Origin of the sequence: Pedobacter nototheniae (assembly GCF_032678625.1) — a bacterium.
GTDB classification, from domain to species: Bacteria; Bacteroidota; Bacteroidia; order Sphingobacteriales; family Sphingobacteriaceae; genus Pedobacter; species Pedobacter nototheniae_A.
Genome location: NZ_JAVTSO010000002.1, coordinates 875,726 through 892,894, shown reverse-complemented (window position 1 = coordinate 892,894; position 17,169 = coordinate 875,726). Strand labels below are relative to the sequence as shown.

Below are 17,169 nucleotides of genomic sequence, written 5' to 3'. Positions count from 1 at the left end.
GGGCCAGGTTATGGCGTTTGGAAGGAATGTTTGACAATTTTAATAACCCATCCATAATTTAAGTAAACTGGCTTTATCTCTGCTGACAATGATTTCAGCACCACAATTTTTAATCACTACTTTTAATTTTCCATGATGATAGTTATGGATTTGTAATACGGCATCAATATGAATAATAAATTGCCTGTTTGCCCTAAAAAAATACTTGGGATCTAATTGTTCTTCCAATTCTTCCATTTTTTGCAGCAACACAATCTCTGCTCCATCAGTTAAAAGAGCCCTCGTGCTTTTAAATTCAGTATAGATACAGGCTATTTCACTTGTTAAAATGGTTTTGTAACTGTCTCTATATGGAATTAAAAACCTGCTTCTAAATTCCTTGGGCTTTAAAAATGCCATTAGCCCGGCCATCATATCCTGGTTTGCTAATGGGTTAGCTACTTTTTCTACTTTTTTTATGGCTTGTTCAAGCTCATCCTGTTCAACTGGTTTTAATAAATAATCTACACCATTATGCTTAAATGCATTTACCGCATACTCGTCATAGGCTGTGGTAAATATCACAGGGCAGTTAATTTCAACTTCCTTAAAAATTTCGAAACTCAACCCGTCAATTAACCTCACATCCATTAAAATTACATCAGGCATAACATTGGCTTTAAACCATTTAATACCATCGGCCACGCTATCTATCACACCAAGAACAGAAACGTTCGGCCTGATTGCTCCAACAAGGCGTTTAATGCGATCGGCATTAAGCTTTTCATCTTCTATAATTACGATATTATTGATCATAGTGCATTAAATAAATCATAACCTTGAAATAATTTTCATCCGCCACAATTTGTGGAGGGGTTTTAGACAATAAGGTAAACCTGGAAATAATATTGGCCAAACCGATGCCCATTGAATGATCGCTTTTTCGGGCAACCGGATGGAGTGTGTTTTCTACAACAACAGTTTGGGATTCCACGCTGTAAATTTTAATTTTTAATGGATTGCTTTTGCTGGTAATATTATGTTTTAATGCATTTTCAATCAACAGTTGCAAAGTGAGTGGGGGAAGCAGCAAGTTAGCCGCATCTTCGTTTACGGCTATTTCGAATTGTACGCCTGCACCAATTCGGTTTTCGATCAGGAAAATATAAGCTTTTAAAAACTTCAATTCGTCGGCCAGTGTAATGGTATTTTTCTTAGAATTAATGAGCAGAAATCTATATACTTTAGAGAAATTTTCTGAATATTCGTAACCAAGTTTTGGGTTTTCCAGAATAAGCTCGGAAAGCACACTTAGGTTGTTAAAAATAAAATGCGGATCCAATTGCAGCCTAAGTGCATTTAATTCTGCTTCAATGGAAGCCTGCCGCAGTCTTGCCATTTTCAGTTTATGTTCTGATACCTTAAGTTCCGTATTTTTCCAGTTGTTGATTAAGTAACTCCCGGTATTAATAGATACAATAACAAACGAGATAAGCAAGCTTACGATAAACCATTGCAGCATTTCGCGTATATTCTGGCTGGATAATTCTTCATTTAAAGCTAAAGTTTTGCTGTAAATTAAATGAACACAGACAACTTCCATTAAAATGAGCAGGGTAACCACACATATATTAAGTGCAGATTCCAGTATCAACCTTTTTAAAGGGTTACTGGTCCATGGAAAGCGCTTATTCAACCTTATGTGGATCTGAATGCTGCCTTCTGCAATCAGAAAGCAAAACAGAAACGAAACTACCCATTCGGCAAAAATATCTGAAAAATCTCTGTGGAAATAGTTTTTCCAGAAATTGGCATATGGATCGATCAAAAAAGAAACAAGATAAAACAACAGGAACGCAAAAAACAGAAACGAAATTCGTTTAGCCCTTTTGCTTAAAAAAGTATTTTCCGTCATTATTCAATGTATATTTTAATTCGTTAAAGTCTTTTGATCGTTTTAATTCACGAACTGCTTTGCAAAAATGCCATAAATGTTGACAGCTAAGGAAATAATTATTGTTTTTAGGTAATCAATTTATTGGTGCTGACTTGTATTTAAAAGAATCAGGTGTATCAGTTCCATTTCTTTATGATAAGAAAATCCAGTATGTAAATCAAAATACAATTTTTCATCCACAAAATTAATATCGTATCTTTTTTGATGGCCAAGCCTTTGAATAATGCCCATGATAAGCCCCATATCCTGTTCTGCAGCGTTGGAAAAGCAATTTTCGTTTGAGATTAGTTTCATTTTACAAATCAATCGACCGGCATAATCTAAAGGAGAAATGCGCATATAGGTAAGATAGGTGTGGTAATAAAGTAACCTTTCTTTTTTGTAGCATCCTGCATCCATGTAAATGGCAATGATATTGGAAAAACCATTTATCTTTTTTAAAAAAGTAGGAGGAAGGCTAAAAGTTTTTTTGATTTCAGCAGTAGTTTTAAATGAGAAATGATATGAAGCGTCCGGAATATTTTTGTTAATGCTTTCCATCAAATGGTTAAACCAGGATGGACTTGAATAATCGGTAATCATAATTTTATATTATTTCTATCTGGTTGGAACTGCCATTCACAAAAATACCAATCAAGCCACCCTTAAAGCTCTCAAGCTAACCGAAACGTAAAAATTGGCTCCTGAAGTTTATTTAGGCGTGACTGATTTGTATTTGGTAAAAATACTTCCGTACAGAACAAACAGCTTAATCGATGATGCAAACCAAATCAAGATTATGATGGAGCGATTAGAACAGAAAAATTGAAGCTTAAAAATAGGATGGGAGCTGCCAGAAAAAGATAGCGCTAATATTTATCTCAAATTTCTTTCTTTTAAAAGGCTTACGAGTGCTGTGTTTTTGGCTTTATTTTTAGCCGCTATGGGTAAATAGACTAAGGGAAGGAACGTTAATAGACCAAAACCATTTTTAACCGTGCTATAAACAGCAATTCCGATTAATAAACCAATGAAGAAACCGTCGAAATATTTGGTTGATTTAATCTTTTTTGCTTCCTGGAGCAAGTCTTCATCTGTTAATTCAGTTAATTCTTTTTGCGTCATTTATGTTGTTTTATTGAATTTAATTAACTTGTAATCAAACATTTACTGGTTACTTTTAGATCAAATATCCAGCGCTTAAAGTTAGAATAAATTGTTTAAAATATATGACTGCATATATTGTGTATTTAATCTTTCGCAGCTTGAATCAGATCTCTTACATTTGCTTTAAAAACATTAAACATACGTGAAGGTAATTGACAAACTTGCTTGGATACAATTGAAAGATAAATCTATTCTTTCGACTAAAAGCTACGGAAAAGATAAATATTATATTCCAGGTGGTAAAAGAGAGTCTGGAGAAACAGATGAACAGGCGCTGCTTAGAGAAATTAACGAGGAGCTAAGTGTAACAATTAACCGCAATACTTTGAAATATGTAGGCACGTTTGAAGCTCAGGCCCATGGACATATAGAAGGCGTATTCGTAAAAATGACTTGCTATTCGGGAGAATATCTCGGTGAATTAAAAGCCAGTTCTGAAATTGAAGAAATTAAATGGCTTAAATATTCTGATAAAGATAAAATCTCAGAGGTTGACAAGTTAATTTTCGACTATTTAAGTCAGAATAATTTATTCGGTTGAAAAAAGCTTGGTTGTAAGGATACCTGCGATTTTGGTTCATATAAACTATTGGATTGTTAACCGGGGGTGATATATTCAAACATTCCTTTCATGACAGGAATATTACTTTTAAAGGAAAATTAACGACTTTTAGTCTTGATGATATTGATTATATTAAGCGATATATGTCTTTTGATATGGCTGCAAACAGATCTTTTATAGCACCTTGGGAGGGCTACAACCATTCTTATATTCACTTAAACCAACTATACGGTTTTTCGGTAAAAGCGCATTATGATTTTTTTATGAATGGTTATTATTATAAATTTATTTTTTTGTTAATATGCAGTTAGATGATTAATTAATACCTCTTAATTATAAATAAAACAACTACAGATGCCAATTTTATTCCAGAGCGATTCTATAATTATACGGGAATTTTCCCAGAATGAGCAGCCATTTTTCATTTCTCTTTTTGAGGACGAACAGGTTACCCAATATCTTCCTTATCGACCGTTGGAAGAGTATATTGAACTTTTTAGAACAACAATGGGTAATTATGGCAAGACCCCATTGGGGCGCTGGGGGATATTTAACACACAGGACAATGATTTTATCGGCACATGTGTCATCAGGGATTTCAAATATATCCCCGGGCAAACTGAAATTGGATATGTGTTAAGCAGGAACTACTGGGGTAAAGGTATCGCTACTGAATTAAGTAAAGCTTTAGTAGATTATTGTCTGACCAGTACGGATGCTATAGAGATCGTAGCCATCACTGATCTAAATAATATTGCCTCGCAAAAGGTTTTGCAGAAAGCCGGATTAAAAAGGTTATCTAATCTAAAAAGAGAGGGAATTGAATTGGCTTATTTTAAGATTGATCGTCACCCTTTATAATCCCCACGATCAGTAGATTATAAATAACTTTTAGAATTGCACCAATAAAATGGATTTTATTGCTCCGTGAAGTATATTATATTTGTCTTATAATTAATATTATGTTAAGTTGAAAATAACAACATTACCCTACTTCCTTTGAAACTGATTAAAAATTAAAATTCCTGGAGTTTGCGTTTTAGTTCCTGCACTTTGTCTAATGCGTTTTTACGGGTGTAAATATCGATCAGTAATTGAACGGTTTTACGATCATTCGGATTAATTTCATTAGCACGTTGTAGTGCAAATTGTGCCCGGTTAATTAACGCACTGTATTGCGTATTTTTATCTGAATCATTTTTCTTTAAAACATCATTTGCCGTATTAATATAGGCTAAACTCAATTGATAAAGTGCATCAAAATAATTCTGATCTTTTGTTAAGGCTTTATCGTAAGCTAAAATCGCTGTAGGATTATTTCCTTTTACTTGTTGCAAATAGCCATAAAGGAAAAATAAAAGTTTATTTCCTTTTTCTACTTTTAAATTATTTTCAATTAAAGATTGGGCTTTGTCATAATTTTCGGTATCTAACAAAAGATTAATATAATCGTTCGTTAAAAAATGATTAAAAGGATTTGCAACCAAACCATCTTCTAAAATTTTAACTGCGGTTTCGCTGTCAAACTTAGCCACATACATTTCTGACATTTTTTGGAAAACTGCCGGATTCTTAATTCCATTGTCTTTTGCTCTTTTAAAAAACTTTAGAGATTCGTCGTAATTTTGAATGTTTAGCGCGCAAATAGCTGTATTTAAAGCTAATGTAGTATCTGCAGGGAAATTATCACTCACTTCTCTTAAATCATCAAATGCTTCGCTGAAATCGTTCCTGAAATAGGCTGCAGTGCCCCTATCCTGCTTTTTAATTAAAATGTTGTGGTGCGATGCTTTAATTAAACCTGCGTTATCTTCATATTTATCGCGGTCTTTAGCCTGTTTAACAGCTGCAATCGCCAAATCATAATATCTTTCAGAGTTTGCAGGGTCTGTATCAATTAAGGATGCATAAGAGGTTAAATATGACTTAATAGACCAGGTTTCGGGCCAGTTCATCGTTTTTTTATCCTTCTCGGCCGATTCTGATGCTTTAAGTCCTTCCGTAATGATGGTTAATTGTTTCTTTTCATCTTCTTTACTAGCTATGGAAGCCTGAAGTTTGCCCACTGCATTTCTGGCAATAAGGATCTGGCTTTTTTGGGCACTGGCATTATAAGCTGAAAAGACTAAAAACGGAATCAATAATTTAAAACGACTTTGCATAAGAAAATATAAATTAAGCAATAAGCACCTGACTAAAAACGTAAAAATAATCAAAAAAAAAGAGTCCTGACAAAATCAGGACTCTTTTTTTAATTAATATGACGATTACTGTTTTGGTAATGCATCTAAACGTTTTTTAATGTCTTCATAATTTTTAGTATCATTTCTGAAGGCATAAATTGTTTTTAAAGTTTCTAATGCACCTTGATTATTTGCATCAGCATCTAATGCTTTTTTATAATAAGGAACAGATTTATCTAACAAGCCATTCATTTTAGCCGTTACATCATTAAATTCTTTAACTTTTTTAGGGTCAATTTTATTTCTGTCAGCTTGTAATTTTAAAGCCTGAGTGAAATAGATATTGCCTAATAAAACCTGATAATTAGGATTATTTGGTTCTTTAATTGCTAAAGCATTTAACATTTGCTCTGATTTTGCAGCATCACCTTTATCAATGTAAATCTGAGTTTCGGTTTTAATAAAATCAGCACTTTCTGGATATTTAGTACTTGCTTCTTTTAATAAGGCTAAACCAGCTACTGTATCTTTCTGCTTTTTTAATGTAATGTCGATTACTTCTGCATACAATTCTTTAGACTGAGGTGAATTTAAAGAAATTACCTTTTTAAATTGTTGTATTGCGTTTGGATAATCTTCAATGTTTCTTGCTGCAATACCAGCATTTAAATACATTGCAGTATCTGAAGGGTTAATTACGGTAGCCTGAACAAATTTTTCGTAAGCGGTTTTGTAATCTTTTTTGTTATAAGCCAATACACCGCCGTTTCTTACTGCATTTGCGATATTAGTTTCCGCTAATGCAATGTTCTCTTTTTCAGCATTTTTAGTGTCTAACTTTTTTGTTTCAGCAATTGCTTCCTGAGCAAGTTTTAAATTGGCATCTGCATTTTCAACACTTGTGGTATCTAAAATAGCTACAGATGAAGTTAATAGCGCACGGTACGACCATGCTTCTGGCATTACCTTAGATTTCTCATCAGCAATGGCTTTATCTGTATGGGCTATAGCAGCTTTTAAAGATTCTAATTTTTTTGGCAAAGGTAAACCTTGACCCATAGCCTGAAAAATGCCCCAGGCTTTTTTAGCCTCCGCAATTTCGCTTTTCTGCGCAAATGTTAAGGTGGCTGCACCTACAAACAATATACTAAGAATTACTTTTTTCATAATTAATATTATACTTTTTTTTATAAATTGATTTAGTTTTCGTTTTCTGTGTCTTCTGTCGTGTCAGATTCAGTTGTATCTTCTTTAGGTGTTTCTCCCTCAGCTGCTTTGCCGCCTTCTATAACTACACCTTCAGCATCAATTGTTTCTTCTTCATCTTCTTCATGATCAATCTTAGTAACCGATGCAATTTCGTCATCACCTTTAAAAGTAATTAATCTAACGCCCTGTGTAGCACGTCCCATTACCCTTAAATCTGCTACTGCAATTCTAATTACAATACCAGAACGGTTAATAATCATTAAATCTTCGCTATCTGTAACGTCTTTAATGGAAACCAATTGCCCTGTTTTTTCCGTTACGTTAATGGTTTTTACACCTTTACCACCACGGTTAGTTACACGGTAATCATCAATGTCCGTACGTTTTCCATAACCTTTTTCTGATACTACTAACACCGTAACCTCCGGATTGTTTATGGCAATCATACCAACAACCTCATCTTTTTCGTGCGCAAGTGTAACACCACGTACTCCAGTAGCTGTTCTACCCATAGGACGAACGGTTTTTTCGTTAAAACGAATGGCTCTTCCTGAACGTAATGCCATTACAATTTCACTTTCGCCATTGGTTAAACATGCTTCTAATAACTGGTCGCCATCGTTAATATTAATGGCATTGATTCCGTTAACACGCGGACGAGAGTATGCTTCAAGAGAAGTTTTTTTAATAGTACCTTTTTTGGTACACATAATAATAAAATTGTTCTCTAAATATTCCTGGTCTTTAAGGTTTTTAACTTTAATGTAAGCCTTAATTTTCTCTTCCTTAGGAATGTTGATGATGTTTTGAATGGCTCTTCCTTTACTGGTTCTTGAGCCTTCCGGAATTTCGTAAACCCTTAACCAGAAACATCTTCCGGCTTCGGTAAAGAATAACATATAGTTGTGGTTGGTTGCCACAAGCATGTGCTCAATAAAATCTTCATTTCTTGAAGTACTGCCTTTTGATCCTTTACCGCCTCTACCCTGTGCCCTGAACTCAGTTGCAGGTGTACGTTTTACATAACCTTCGTGAGAAATGGTGATTACAACTTCTTCATCGTCGATGAAATCTTCCATACTCATATCTTCAGCTGAGTGAACGATAGTTGTTCTGCGTTCATCGCCAAATTTCTGCTTAATTTCTGCCAGCTCATCTTTAATAATCTGCATACGCAAACCTTCATCAGCCAATATAGATTTTAAGTATTCGATGGTTTTCATTAATTCAGCATACTCTTCCTTGATCTTATCACGCTCAAGTCCGGTTAAACGACGAAGCGTCATATCCAGAATTGCACGGGCCTGAATATCGCTTAATCCGAATTTCTCCATCAAGCCAACACGGGCTTCTTCAGGTGTTTCTGAAGCACGGATTAACTTAATTACTTCATCTAAATGATCTAAAGCAATTAAATAACCTTCTAAAATGTGTGCGCGTTTTTCGGCTTCGGCTAATTCATATTTTGTGCGGCGAACAATTACATCATGTCTGTGATCCACAAAATGAACAATTAAATCTTTTAGATTTAACATTTGCGGGCGACCTTTTACCAATGCAATATTATTTACACTGAAAGAAGTTTGTAGCGCTGTGTATTTATATAAGTTGTTTAAAACGATAGATGCATTTGCATCACGCTTAATTTCGTAAACAATGCGGATACCATCTTTATTCGATTCATCCTTAATGTTTGAAATGCCTTCCAGTTTTTTCTCGCCAACCAATTCAGCAGTACGCTCAATCATTTGTGCTTTATTAACCTGGTAAGGAATTTCGGTAACAATGATAACCTCACGGTCTTTAATGCTTTCAATTTCTGCCTTGGCACGCATTACGATACGACCGCGACCCGTTTCAAAAGCTTCTTTAACGCCAGTATAACCATAAATAATACCACCTGTAGGAAAATCCGGAGCTTTCACAAACTTCATTAATTCCTCAATCGTGATCTCTCTGTTGTCGATATAACTTACAACACCATCAATAACCTCGGTTAAGTTATGTGGCGCCATATTGGTAGCCATACCTACGGCAATACCGGATGATCCGTTAACTAATAAGTTAGGGATTTTTGCCGGTAAAACAGTGGGCTCCTGTAAGGTATCATCAAAGTTTAACTGAAAATCTACCGTATCTTTATTAATATCGGCAAGCATTTCCTCCGCAATTTTAGAGAAACGGGCTTCCGTATAACGCATTGCTGCCGGAGAATCACCATCAATGTGGCCAAAGTTTCCTTGCCCATCTACCATCGGGTAACGTAAACTCCAATCCTGGGCCATACGTACCATGGTAAAATATACGGATGCATCACCATGCGGGTGATACTTACCTAAAACCTCACCCACAATACGGGCAGATTTTTTATGTGGTTTATTGCTGGTTACTCCAAGATCAAGCATTCCGTATAAAACACGGCGGTGAACCGGCTTTAAGCCATCTCGTACATCAGGCAAAGCCCTTGATACAATAACAGACATTGAATAATCAATGTAGGCAGATTTCATCTGCTCTTCTATGTTAATTTGGATGATTTTGTCGTTTTGTTGATTTTCTAAATCTTCTGCCATAAATTATTTTATCGTTATCAAAAACGAAGTTTAAAAAGGTATTATTATAACCTTGCGAATTTAGCAAAAATATGCCATAATAAGGCATTGTTGAAAAGTTTTAGGGTAAAAAAGGACGTACAAAACGATAAAAAAAAGATACGGTCAAAGAAATATTTTTTATAATACTTTTGTATTCTAATCCGATATCAAATGGCTCAACAAAAGAAATCAGCAATGGCGTTTATTATGGTAACGCTGCTTATAGATTTTACCGGATTTGGAATAATTATTCCTGTTTTACCAAAACTGATTCAGGATTTTACTGGTGGGAGTTTGAGTGTGGCAGCAGATTATGGCGGTTACCTGATGGTGGCCTTTGCGCTGGCGCAGTTTATTTTCTCGCCAATTATGGGTGGCTTAAGCGATCAATATGGCAGGCGCCCCATCCTGCTTTTTTCATTGTTCGGATTGGGTATTGATTATATTTTTCTGTCCTTCGCTCCTTCTATATTCTGGCTTTTTATTGGGCGGATTATTGCCGGTATAACCGGTGCAAGTTTTACTACCGCCATGGCCTATATTGCTGATATTTCTGAACCTGAAAAGAAAGCCCAGAATTTTGGTATGGTTGGAGCTGCTTTTGGTGTGGGCTTTATCTTGGGGCCTGTTATTGGTGGGCTTTTCAGTACCTACGGTCTGCGGGTTCCGTTTATGATTTCAGCTGGCCTTGCCCTGATTAACTGGCTGTATGGATATTTTATTTTGCCTGAGTCTTTATTGCCCGATAAGAGAAGAAAATTTTCATGGAAGCGGGCTAATCCTGTGGGTTCTTTTTTAAATGCATCAAAATACCCGGCCATACTGGGTTTATTAGGTACTTTACTCCTACTGTATATAGCCAGCCATTCTGTGCAATCAAACTGGTCATATTATGTAATTGAAAAATTTAAATGGGATTCTAAAATGATTGGGTATTCACTGGGCGTGGTTGGGGTAATGATCGCCATCGTACAGGGTGGTTTAATCCGCATTATTATTCCTAAAATAGGAAATAGAAAGGCCATTTACTTTGGTTTAATCCTGTACATTGGTGGGTTTATTTGTTTCGCTTTTGCTTCAACCGGCTGGATGATGATGTTGTTTATTTTGCCATATTGTTTGGCAGGAATCGGCGGGCCAGCCATGCAGAGTATAATTTCTAACCAGGTTCCTGAAAATGCACAAGGCGAAATTCAGGGCATTACAACAAGTTTACAAAGTTTGGCCGCTATTATCGGGCCGTTTTTAGCCAGTCATATTTTTGTTTACTTTATTGAAGATAGTACACCACTCTATTTTCCTGGTGCGCCGTTTATCCTCAGTGCAATTTTAACTTTAATCGGTTTACTTATTGCGATAAGGGCGTTGAGGAAGTATCATTAACTGACTTGATCGTTAGTACTTTATATTCGTTGTAAGCCATGATGACATTGTAAACCAATAACGCGATACCCTCTAAATTTACAATGTTTCTTATGGTTAGATTTTGTATTTGCGAAAAGATAAAAATTAACAGTATTATTCCCCCGGCAATAAAGAACGACAGTTTAATGGAGCGGTAAAGCATTGATAACCGAAACAAGGTTGCTTTTTTAAAGTAAACAGGATTGTGAACCAATTGAATAAGATTACTTACAATAAAGAATACAATTAAAACAATAATTACGCCCGATATAGCCCCATTATTAAAATCAGGTATAAATAAATAGCCGCTATTGATAAAATAAGCTATAATTAATATACAGACAAAACCTTTAATAAGTTGCCAGTTACGCCCCCTTAAAAACCAGTTCATCCATTGAACATCTTTTTCCTTCGATTTTGCCTCTATCTTTTCCTTTATCCCTGGAGAAATTGGTGCAAATGGATTTATCATGCTGACGATTAAAATCAGCAGGGTACTTACAAATTGAAAGATTCCATCGGCAACTAAAACATGAATTCTTCCTTCGTTTAATATACCCGTTGTAAAGCAGGATATGATAAGCAGTACAGTAATTAACACATGAAAAACAAATGGAAAATAACTTTGTAAAGGCTTATTGTCGATATTTGGGTTTTCTGTAACGGCTAATTTATAGGCGCCTTTATCAAGGTATTTATTGGCTAAACGAATTAAAATTATAATAATAAATAAGGAGAACATTTTTGTTTTGTTTGAGATTTAACGTTAATTATATTTTAATTTAAAGCAGTTCGTTGGCCAAATTTGCCAGTTCGCTCCTTTCGCCTTTTTGCAAAGTAATGTGTGCATAAAGCGGATGATTTTTAGCATTTTCAATGAGGTAGGATAACCCGTTACTTTCCGAATCAAGGTATGGGGTATCAATCTGGTAAATATCTCCTGTAAAAACGATTTTAGTATGCTCTCCTGCCCTCGAAATAATGGTTTTAACTTCGTGTGGGGTTAAGTTCTGCGCTTCATCTACAATGAAGAATATCTTAGTCAGGGTTCTGCCCCTGATAAAGGCTAATGGCGCAATGGCTATTTTTTCAGTATTAATCAGCTCGTCAATCTTTGCCGACATTTTATCATCGCCAATAAACTGTTCTTTTATAAAACGAAGATTATCCCATATAGGTGCCATAAAAGGATCTGTCTTTGATTTTGCATCTCCGGGTAAAAAACCAATATCCTTGTTGCTTAAAGAAACTATTGGCCTGGTTACGTAAATCTGCCTGAAGTTTTTACGTTGTTCCAATGCGCTGGCCACGGCTAAAAGTGTTTTGCCTGTGCCGGCATTTCCCTGTATACTGACCAGCTTAATTTCAGGATCTAATAATGCATGGATGGCAAAAGCCTGTTCAATGTTTTTAGGTTTTATTTTAAATATTGGATCAGTAGAAACTGCCGAAATTGTTTTTTGCGCATGGTTATAGAATACATTTGCCGTTTTCCTCTTGTTTTTTAAAGTATAAAAACGGTTGGCGTTAGGGCTTTCGAAATCTAATCCGGCAACCTCAATGGTATTCTTTTTTTTGATCTCTTCAATAATTTCCTCTGAAAAATTATTGATTTCGGTTTTGCCGCTATTTAGCGCTTCAACATTCTTGATTTTACCTGTTTCATAATCTTCGGCATATAAATCCAATGCTTTAGCTTTTAAACGTAAACAAATATCTTTTGATACTAATACTACTTTTTTATCCGGGTTTTCTTCTTTAAGGCAAAGTGCGGCATTTAATATTTTATGATCAAATTTTCCCTTTCCAAAAACTTCCTCGGCATCAGTTTTTAAAGGTATTTCATTTAATACAACTTTAAACATGCCTGCATTGGTGCCTTTTAGGGCAATCCAGTTGCTTATTAGCTGCTCTTTTGAGGTTTGATCTATCAGGCGGATAAAGCTCCTTGCTTCAAAATTCCGCGTATCATTTCCACTTTTAAAATTATCCAGCTCTTCTAATACCTGGATCGGAATCGCTACATCATGTTCGTGAAAATTATTTATAGCATCGTGGTCGTATAAAATAACAGATGTATCTAAAACGAAAATCTTTTTTGATGGATTTGGGATTGATTTACCTTTTTTAGCCATTCGGTAAATTTAATGTTTATCAGGATGATTTGGAGTGTCATCTACATATTAATTACCAGATATTTATGGTTTCCTGGAATTTTGCATCACCACTAACGCTGATAAGTAAACTGCCAGGGATAAAGCTGTTTCCCTTATATTCGGGAACCGCCGAATAATTTAATTCTTTACCTTCTAAAAGCAGGTTTTCAATCATAATATCAAAACGGTCTTTATAGAAATTTACAAACGCTGGTACATAAAGCACATTTAATGGATTATCCTCGCCACCAAATGCCAATGGCATTAAATAAAGCTTTACCAGCTGCTTGCCTACATAAAGTTGCACTGCTTTTTCCTGACTATCTATAGACGAAAAATCGATTGCAGCATTGGTTACAGGTTCCGCTTTTTTCTTTTTAAATAAGTTAAATGCCATGTTATAGTGGTTTTAAAATAAGGATCGCAAAAGAAAGTAAGAAAAAACCAGATAAAAGAAAAACGGGGATCTTCTTCTTTCGATTTAGTTCCCCGTTTTAACCTTAAAAATAACCATAGTCACTTATAAGGCATCTAATTCTTGTTACTTTGATTTTTCCGTTTTCACTAAGTTTCTGCAAACTTTTGCGTTTCGTAAAAATTTATTTCCAATTACATCCTTTCGTGAAATTCTGCAATTTTTAATAATTTCTGGCGGGTTAATTTTCGGATGTTACATCTTTCGATAAACGCTCTATATTCTTACTTGGTTTAACCCTTTCTGAAATTAATTATTTTTTCCCTTATAATTATCCGAAACATTTCCCCTTTCGGTTCTATATTTCTTTTGGATAGCTTAAATCAGAATTCAAAGTACTTCGTATTTGATATCATCTAATTTAGCATTTGAACAACTTCCCGTCAAGAAAAATATACTATTATTTATAAACAAAGTTATTAACCTTAAAATCAGTTTATTAACATGTATTTTTACGGTTAACAGGCTAAAAACAATGATTTTTTGATTTATTAACATCAATCCTTATCTCGTTTATTAACAACGACTTAATAATCATGTAAGGTCTAATTATAAATTTTCTGCCTAAAACAGACAATCTTAAAAAAAAGTTAAAATAAAATGGCAACAAAAACCTTAGGTAATATGTTATTTTTGTAACCATGCAGATCAGGCAGCCGATAAGAAACATCCAGGATTTTTTATTAAGTACATATTTTGCAGATGGCTTACGGATCACTATTGGTGTACTTTTGCCATCTCTTATCTTCGCCCAGTTTGGGTTGCTTAAATATGGAATGACTTTATCTTTAGGAGCCCTTTGTGTGAGCGTTGTTGATACCCCCGGACCAATGGTGCACCGCCGGAATGCCATGCTGGTTACTACGGTATTAATTTTCTTGTTTTCCATACTGACTGGCTTAACCAATAAAAACCATTATTTCATTGGTTTTTTACTCATGGTATCGAGTTTCGTACTCTCCATGTTTTATATTTATGGTGTTAGGGCAGCAGCTGTAGGAACGGCTACTTTATTAATTATAGTGCTCAGTATTGATGATGTACGTCCCTGGCAAGATGTATTGCTTCATGCTTTAATGGTGCTGGCCGGTAGTTTATGGTACACAGGCCTAAGTTATTTTGTATACCGCATACGCCCCTATCGCCTTGTTCAGCAATCGTTAAGCGATTCCATTTTAGAGGTTGCAGAGTTTTTGCGTGAAAAGGCTAAATTTTACCACCACAACAATAATTACGATAAAACTTATGCCGATTTATTGCAGCTACAGGTTTCGGTACACGAAAAGCAGGATGCCGTAAGAGAGCTGCTCTTTAAAACCCGCGAAATTATTCGCGATTCTACCCCTGAAGGGCGCTTTTTATTGCTTGTTTTTGTAGATATGGTCGATTTATTTGAGCAGGTAATGTCTACGTACTACAATTATCAGCAGCTGCACGATCAATTCGATAAATCTGGGATCTTATCTGATTATGAAATGGCAATTAAACGCATTTCTTATGCACTTGATGATATTGCTTTTGCTTTAAAAAGTGGTGGCAAACCAACCATATCAAAACGCCTTTTAATAGAAATTGAACGTTTAAAAGTTAAAATAAATGACTTGGAGCGTAATAATACAAATCAAGAATATAGTACCATTGGAATTATTGCGCTGAAAAATATAGAAGTCAATATTGAAAATATTTTATCGAGGGTAAAAACCATATTTAGCTATTTTAAAATCAGGACCAGTAAAGATATCCGGCAGGCCGATGTGGATACCGAAAAGTTTATTACCAGGCAAAAATTTGACCTTAAGTTGTTTACGGAGAATTTAACCTACAGTTCTTCTACTTTCAGGCATTCGCTCCGGGTTACGGTAGTGATGCTTTTAGGTTTTATTGTTTCCCAGCTTTTAAATTTCTCGCACAGTTATTGGATTTTGTTAACGATTCTGGTAATTTCTAAACCAGGTTTTAGCTTAACTAAACAACGCAATTACCAACGTTTAATTGGTACAACGGTTGGTGCATTTATTGGAATGGGTGTATTGGCATTTGTGCACGACAGGCATGCTTTATTTGGTATCCTTTTAATTTGTATGATTGGCTGTTATAGTTTTCAAAGAAAAAACTATGTGGTAAGCGTGTTGTTTATGACACCTTATATTTTAATCCTATTTGACTTTTTGGGTATGGGTTCTTTGGCTTTGGCCAGAGAAAGAATTTACGATACTTTTATTGGCTCAGGTATTGCTCTTTTGGCCAGCTATTCTCTTTTCCCAACCTGGGAACATGAGAAACTTAAACAGGCCATGACAGATATCTTAAAGGCAAATAAGGCATACCTGGAACAGATTAGTTTTTTATATTTTGAAAAGAATTACAACCGTACCGATTACAAGCTGGCCAGAAAAGAAGTGTATGTAAGTACTGCCAATTTAGCTTCGTTATTTCAACGAATGTTTTCTGAGCCTAAAAGCAAGCAGTTATTTATTAAAGATGTACACCAGTTTACAGCGCTGAGCCATTTGTTATCTTCTTACATTGCCACACTTTCACTTTATAACAAAGAACACGATTTTGTTTTTGAAAATTTTGATGGACTGAAACCGATGTACAACAATACCATTTATTTGCTGGATGCGTCCATAGATAATTTAGTTGAAGGAAAAAGCAGTATTGAAAATGTTCCTTTAATCAGGCTTAACGACAATGATATTTTAATTAAAACAGGTGAAGACTTAGTTCCTGAACAGTTTGATTTAATTCAAAAAGTAGCCTACGATATTTATAAACTATCGGTAAAAATTAAGATTTAGTAATTAACACTGTCCTGAGCTAATTGCAATTGTCCTTTCGACTGGAGTGCAATGGAATGGAGAAATCTGCATTTAAAGGTTTAAAGATTTCTCCACTAAGGTACGAAGACGGGCAACTGAGTTTGGTTATTGGTTTATAAAAATTAGCCTTGTATACAATCTAACTAAGTCCATCGTCATGCTGAATTTATTTCAGCATCTTTTAACAGGAAAAACCCTAAAAAAATTCAGCATGACGTATTAAAGCAAAACTTGATGTATTTAGTTTCTACTTAAAATTTGCTTAATAGAGCAGATATTAAATGGTAGCGCCAAAGATGAACCATCATCCAGTTTGAAAATAATTTGAGCATCACAGTTAAGTTTCTGTACTGACAAAGATTTATAATCAATAACAATTGGATAAAATTTCTGCCCTGGATTATCTGATTTCACCTGCTCTTCTCTTACTTTAAATTTTAATTTAAATTCTGAATCAGTTGTTTTGATTAAAATTTTATCAATTTTTTTAAAGCTGGAATTCGACGTAAAATTAAGCATCAAATAATCGTTATTAGAATCTTTATTGTTTTTAAACAATTCAAAAGCATAATAATTTTTTCCTTCGCGGTTGAATTGGTAATCAATGCTTTGTTTAACATTTTGTGCAAAGGTTATTTTGCCTGATACTATAAATAAGAGTAATAATAGATACGGTTTCATA

General features: G+C 34.8%; 15 protein-coding genes. 4 read left to right on the top strand and 11 right to left on the bottom strand.

The annotated features are described in order from the left end of the window. Positions 1 to 39: 39 nt before the first annotated feature. From R2Q77_RS09580 to R2Q77_RS09565, 4 genes are all read right to left on the bottom strand, one after another. Complete coding sequence (locus R2Q77_RS09580) at positions 40 to 795, bottom strand: LytTR family DNA-binding domain-containing protein (protein WP_316803501.1); 756 nt, start codon at positions 793 to 795, stop codon at positions 40 to 42. Continuing rightward, positions 785 to 1,894 carry a sensor histidine kinase gene (locus R2Q77_RS09575; RefSeq protein WP_316803500.1) on the bottom strand — a complete coding sequence of 370 codons (1,110 nt, stop codon included), beginning with the start codon at positions 1,892 to 1,894 and terminating at the stop codon, positions 785 to 787. The genes R2Q77_RS09580 and R2Q77_RS09575 overlap by 11 nt, the downstream gene beginning before the upstream one ends. A gap of 120 nt (positions 1,895 to 2,014) precedes the next feature. After that, entirely contained in the window at positions 2,015 to 2,518 is a 504-nt protein-coding gene (locus tag R2Q77_RS09570; RefSeq protein WP_316803499.1) for a hypothetical protein, read from the bottom strand. A gap of 273 nt (positions 2,519 to 2,791) precedes the next feature. Continuing rightward, on the bottom strand, positions 2,792 to 3,040 hold the full coding sequence (locus tag R2Q77_RS09565; protein WP_316803498.1) for a hypothetical protein: 249 nt from the start codon (positions 3,038 to 3,040) through the stop codon (positions 2,792 to 2,794). A gap of 217 nt (positions 3,041 to 3,257) precedes the next feature. Between R2Q77_RS09565 and R2Q77_RS09560 the strand changes: the two genes are divergently transcribed. Both R2Q77_RS09560 and R2Q77_RS09555 read left to right on the top strand, forming a co-directional pair. Then, a complete protein-coding gene (locus tag R2Q77_RS09560; protein WP_316803497.1) occupies positions 3,258 to 3,623 on the top strand; it encodes an NUDIX domain-containing protein in 366 nt (121 codons plus the stop codon). A 375-nt stretch (positions 3,624 to 3,998) separates the two neighbouring features. Next, the gene (locus R2Q77_RS09555; RefSeq protein ID WP_316803496.1) at positions 3,999 to 4,505 is read left to right on the top strand and encodes a GNAT family N-acetyltransferase; all 507 of its coding nucleotides are present in this window, start codon (positions 3,999 to 4,001) and stop codon (positions 4,503 to 4,505) included. Positions 4,506 to 4,660: 155 nt separating this feature from the next. Here R2Q77_RS09555 and R2Q77_RS09550 read toward each other — a convergent pair whose 3' ends face one another. The 3 genes from R2Q77_RS09550 to gyrA form a co-directional block, all read right to left on the bottom strand. Continuing rightward, the gene (locus R2Q77_RS09550; RefSeq protein WP_316803495.1) at positions 4,661 to 5,806 is read right to left on the bottom strand and encodes a tetratricopeptide repeat protein; all 1,146 of its coding nucleotides are present in this window, start codon (positions 5,804 to 5,806) and stop codon (positions 4,661 to 4,663) included. 105 nt (positions 5,807 to 5,911) lie between these two features. Beyond that, the gene (locus tag R2Q77_RS09545) at positions 5,912 to 6,994 is read right to left on the bottom strand and encodes a tetratricopeptide repeat protein (protein ID WP_316803494.1); all 1,083 of its coding nucleotides are present in this window, start codon (positions 6,992 to 6,994) and stop codon (positions 5,912 to 5,914) included. A gap of 32 nt (positions 6,995 to 7,026) precedes the next feature. Beyond that, positions 7,027 to 9,609, bottom strand: coding sequence for a DNA gyrase subunit A (gene gyrA, locus R2Q77_RS09540; RefSeq protein ID WP_316803493.1), 2,583 nt, complete (start codon positions 9,607 to 9,609; stop codon positions 7,027 to 7,029). 192 nt (positions 9,610 to 9,801) lie between these two features. On the opposite strand from gyrA, the gene R2Q77_RS09535 reads away from it, so the two are divergent. Beyond that, entirely contained in the window at positions 9,802 to 11,013 is a 1,212-nt protein-coding gene (locus tag R2Q77_RS09535; RefSeq protein WP_316803492.1) for a TCR/Tet family MFS transporter, read from the top strand. Here the strand turns inward: R2Q77_RS09535 and R2Q77_RS09530 are convergent. From R2Q77_RS09530 to R2Q77_RS09520, 3 genes are read right to left on the bottom strand one after another with little or no spacing between them, the layout of a single operon-like run. After that, entirely contained in the window at positions 10,979 to 11,776 is a 798-nt protein-coding gene (locus R2Q77_RS09530) for a hypothetical protein (protein ID WP_316803491.1), read from the bottom strand. The genes R2Q77_RS09535 and R2Q77_RS09530 overlap by 35 nt on opposite strands. A 40-nt stretch (positions 11,777 to 11,816) precedes the next feature. Next, positions 11,817 to 13,169 (bottom strand): PhoH family protein, encoded by a 1,353-nt coding sequence (locus R2Q77_RS09525; RefSeq protein ID WP_316803490.1) that lies wholly within the window; start codon positions 13,167 to 13,169, stop codon positions 11,817 to 11,819. A gap of 52 nt (positions 13,170 to 13,221) precedes the next feature. Further along, positions 13,222 to 13,587, bottom strand: a complete 366-nt coding sequence (locus R2Q77_RS09520; protein WP_316803489.1) for a hypothetical protein — start codon at positions 13,585 to 13,587, stop codon at positions 13,222 to 13,224. Positions 13,588 to 14,306: 719 nt separating this feature from the next. Here R2Q77_RS09520 and R2Q77_RS09515 point away from each other — a divergent pair. Continuing rightward, positions 14,307 to 16,466, top strand: coding sequence for an FUSC family protein (locus tag R2Q77_RS09515; RefSeq protein ID WP_316803488.1), 2,160 nt, complete (start codon positions 14,307 to 14,309; stop codon positions 16,464 to 16,466). Positions 16,467 to 16,727: 261 nt separating this feature from the next. On the opposite strand, the gene R2Q77_RS09510 is transcribed toward R2Q77_RS09515, so the two are convergent. Further along, positions 16,728 to 17,168, bottom strand: coding sequence for a hypothetical protein (locus tag R2Q77_RS09510; protein ID WP_316803487.1), 441 nt, complete (start codon positions 17,166 to 17,168; stop codon positions 16,728 to 16,730). Position 17,169 lies beyond the last annotated feature (1 nt).

Bases quoted from the DNA above. Each gene is read 5' to 3' on its own strand.
- R2Q77_RS09555 (WP_316803496.1), top strand. From the start codon at position 3,999: ATGCCAATTTTATTCCAGAGCGATTCTATAATTATACGGGAATTTTCC.
- R2Q77_RS09520 (WP_316803489.1), bottom strand. From the start codon at position 13,587: ATGGCATTTAACTTATTTAAAAAGAAAAAAGCGGAACCTGTAACCAAT.
- R2Q77_RS09535 (WP_316803492.1), top strand. From the start codon at position 9,802: ATGGCTCAACAAAAGAAATCAGCAATGGCGTTTATTATGGTAACGCTG.
- R2Q77_RS09565 (WP_316803498.1), bottom strand. From the start codon at position 3,040: ATGACGCAAAAAGAATTAACTGAATTAACAGATGAAGACTTGCTCCAG.
- R2Q77_RS09570 (WP_316803499.1), bottom strand. From the start codon at position 2,518: ATGATTACCGATTATTCAAGTCCATCCTGGTTTAACCATTTGATGGAA.
- R2Q77_RS09515 (WP_316803488.1), top strand. From the start codon at position 14,307: ATGCAGATCAGGCAGCCGATAAGAAACATCCAGGATTTTTTATTAAGT.
- R2Q77_RS09510 (WP_316803487.1), bottom strand. From the start codon at position 17,168: ATGAAACCGTATCTATTATTACTCTTATTTATAGTATCAGGCAAAATA.
- R2Q77_RS09530 (WP_316803491.1), bottom strand. From the start codon at position 11,776: ATGTTCTCCTTATTTATTATTATAATTTTAATTCGTTTAGCCAATAAA.
- R2Q77_RS09575 (WP_316803500.1), bottom strand. From the start codon at position 1,894: ATGACGGAAAATACTTTTTTAAGCAAAAGGGCTAAACGAATTTCGTTT.
- R2Q77_RS09550 (WP_316803495.1), bottom strand. From the start codon at position 5,806: ATGCAAAGTCGTTTTAAATTATTGATTCCGTTTTTAGTCTTTTCAGCT.
- R2Q77_RS09545 (WP_316803494.1), bottom strand. From the start codon at position 6,994: ATGAAAAAAGTAATTCTTAGTATATTGTTTGTAGGTGCAGCCACCTTA.
- R2Q77_RS09580 (WP_316803501.1), bottom strand. From the start codon at position 795: ATGATCAATAATATCGTAATTATAGAAGATGAAAAGCTTAATGCCGAT.
- R2Q77_RS09525 (WP_316803490.1), bottom strand. From the start codon at position 13,169: ATGGCTAAAAAAGGTAAATCAATCCCAAATCCATCAAAAAAGATTTTC.
- gyrA (WP_316803493.1), bottom strand. From the start codon at position 9,609: ATGGCAGAAGATTTAGAAAATCAACAAAACGACAAAATCATCCAAATT.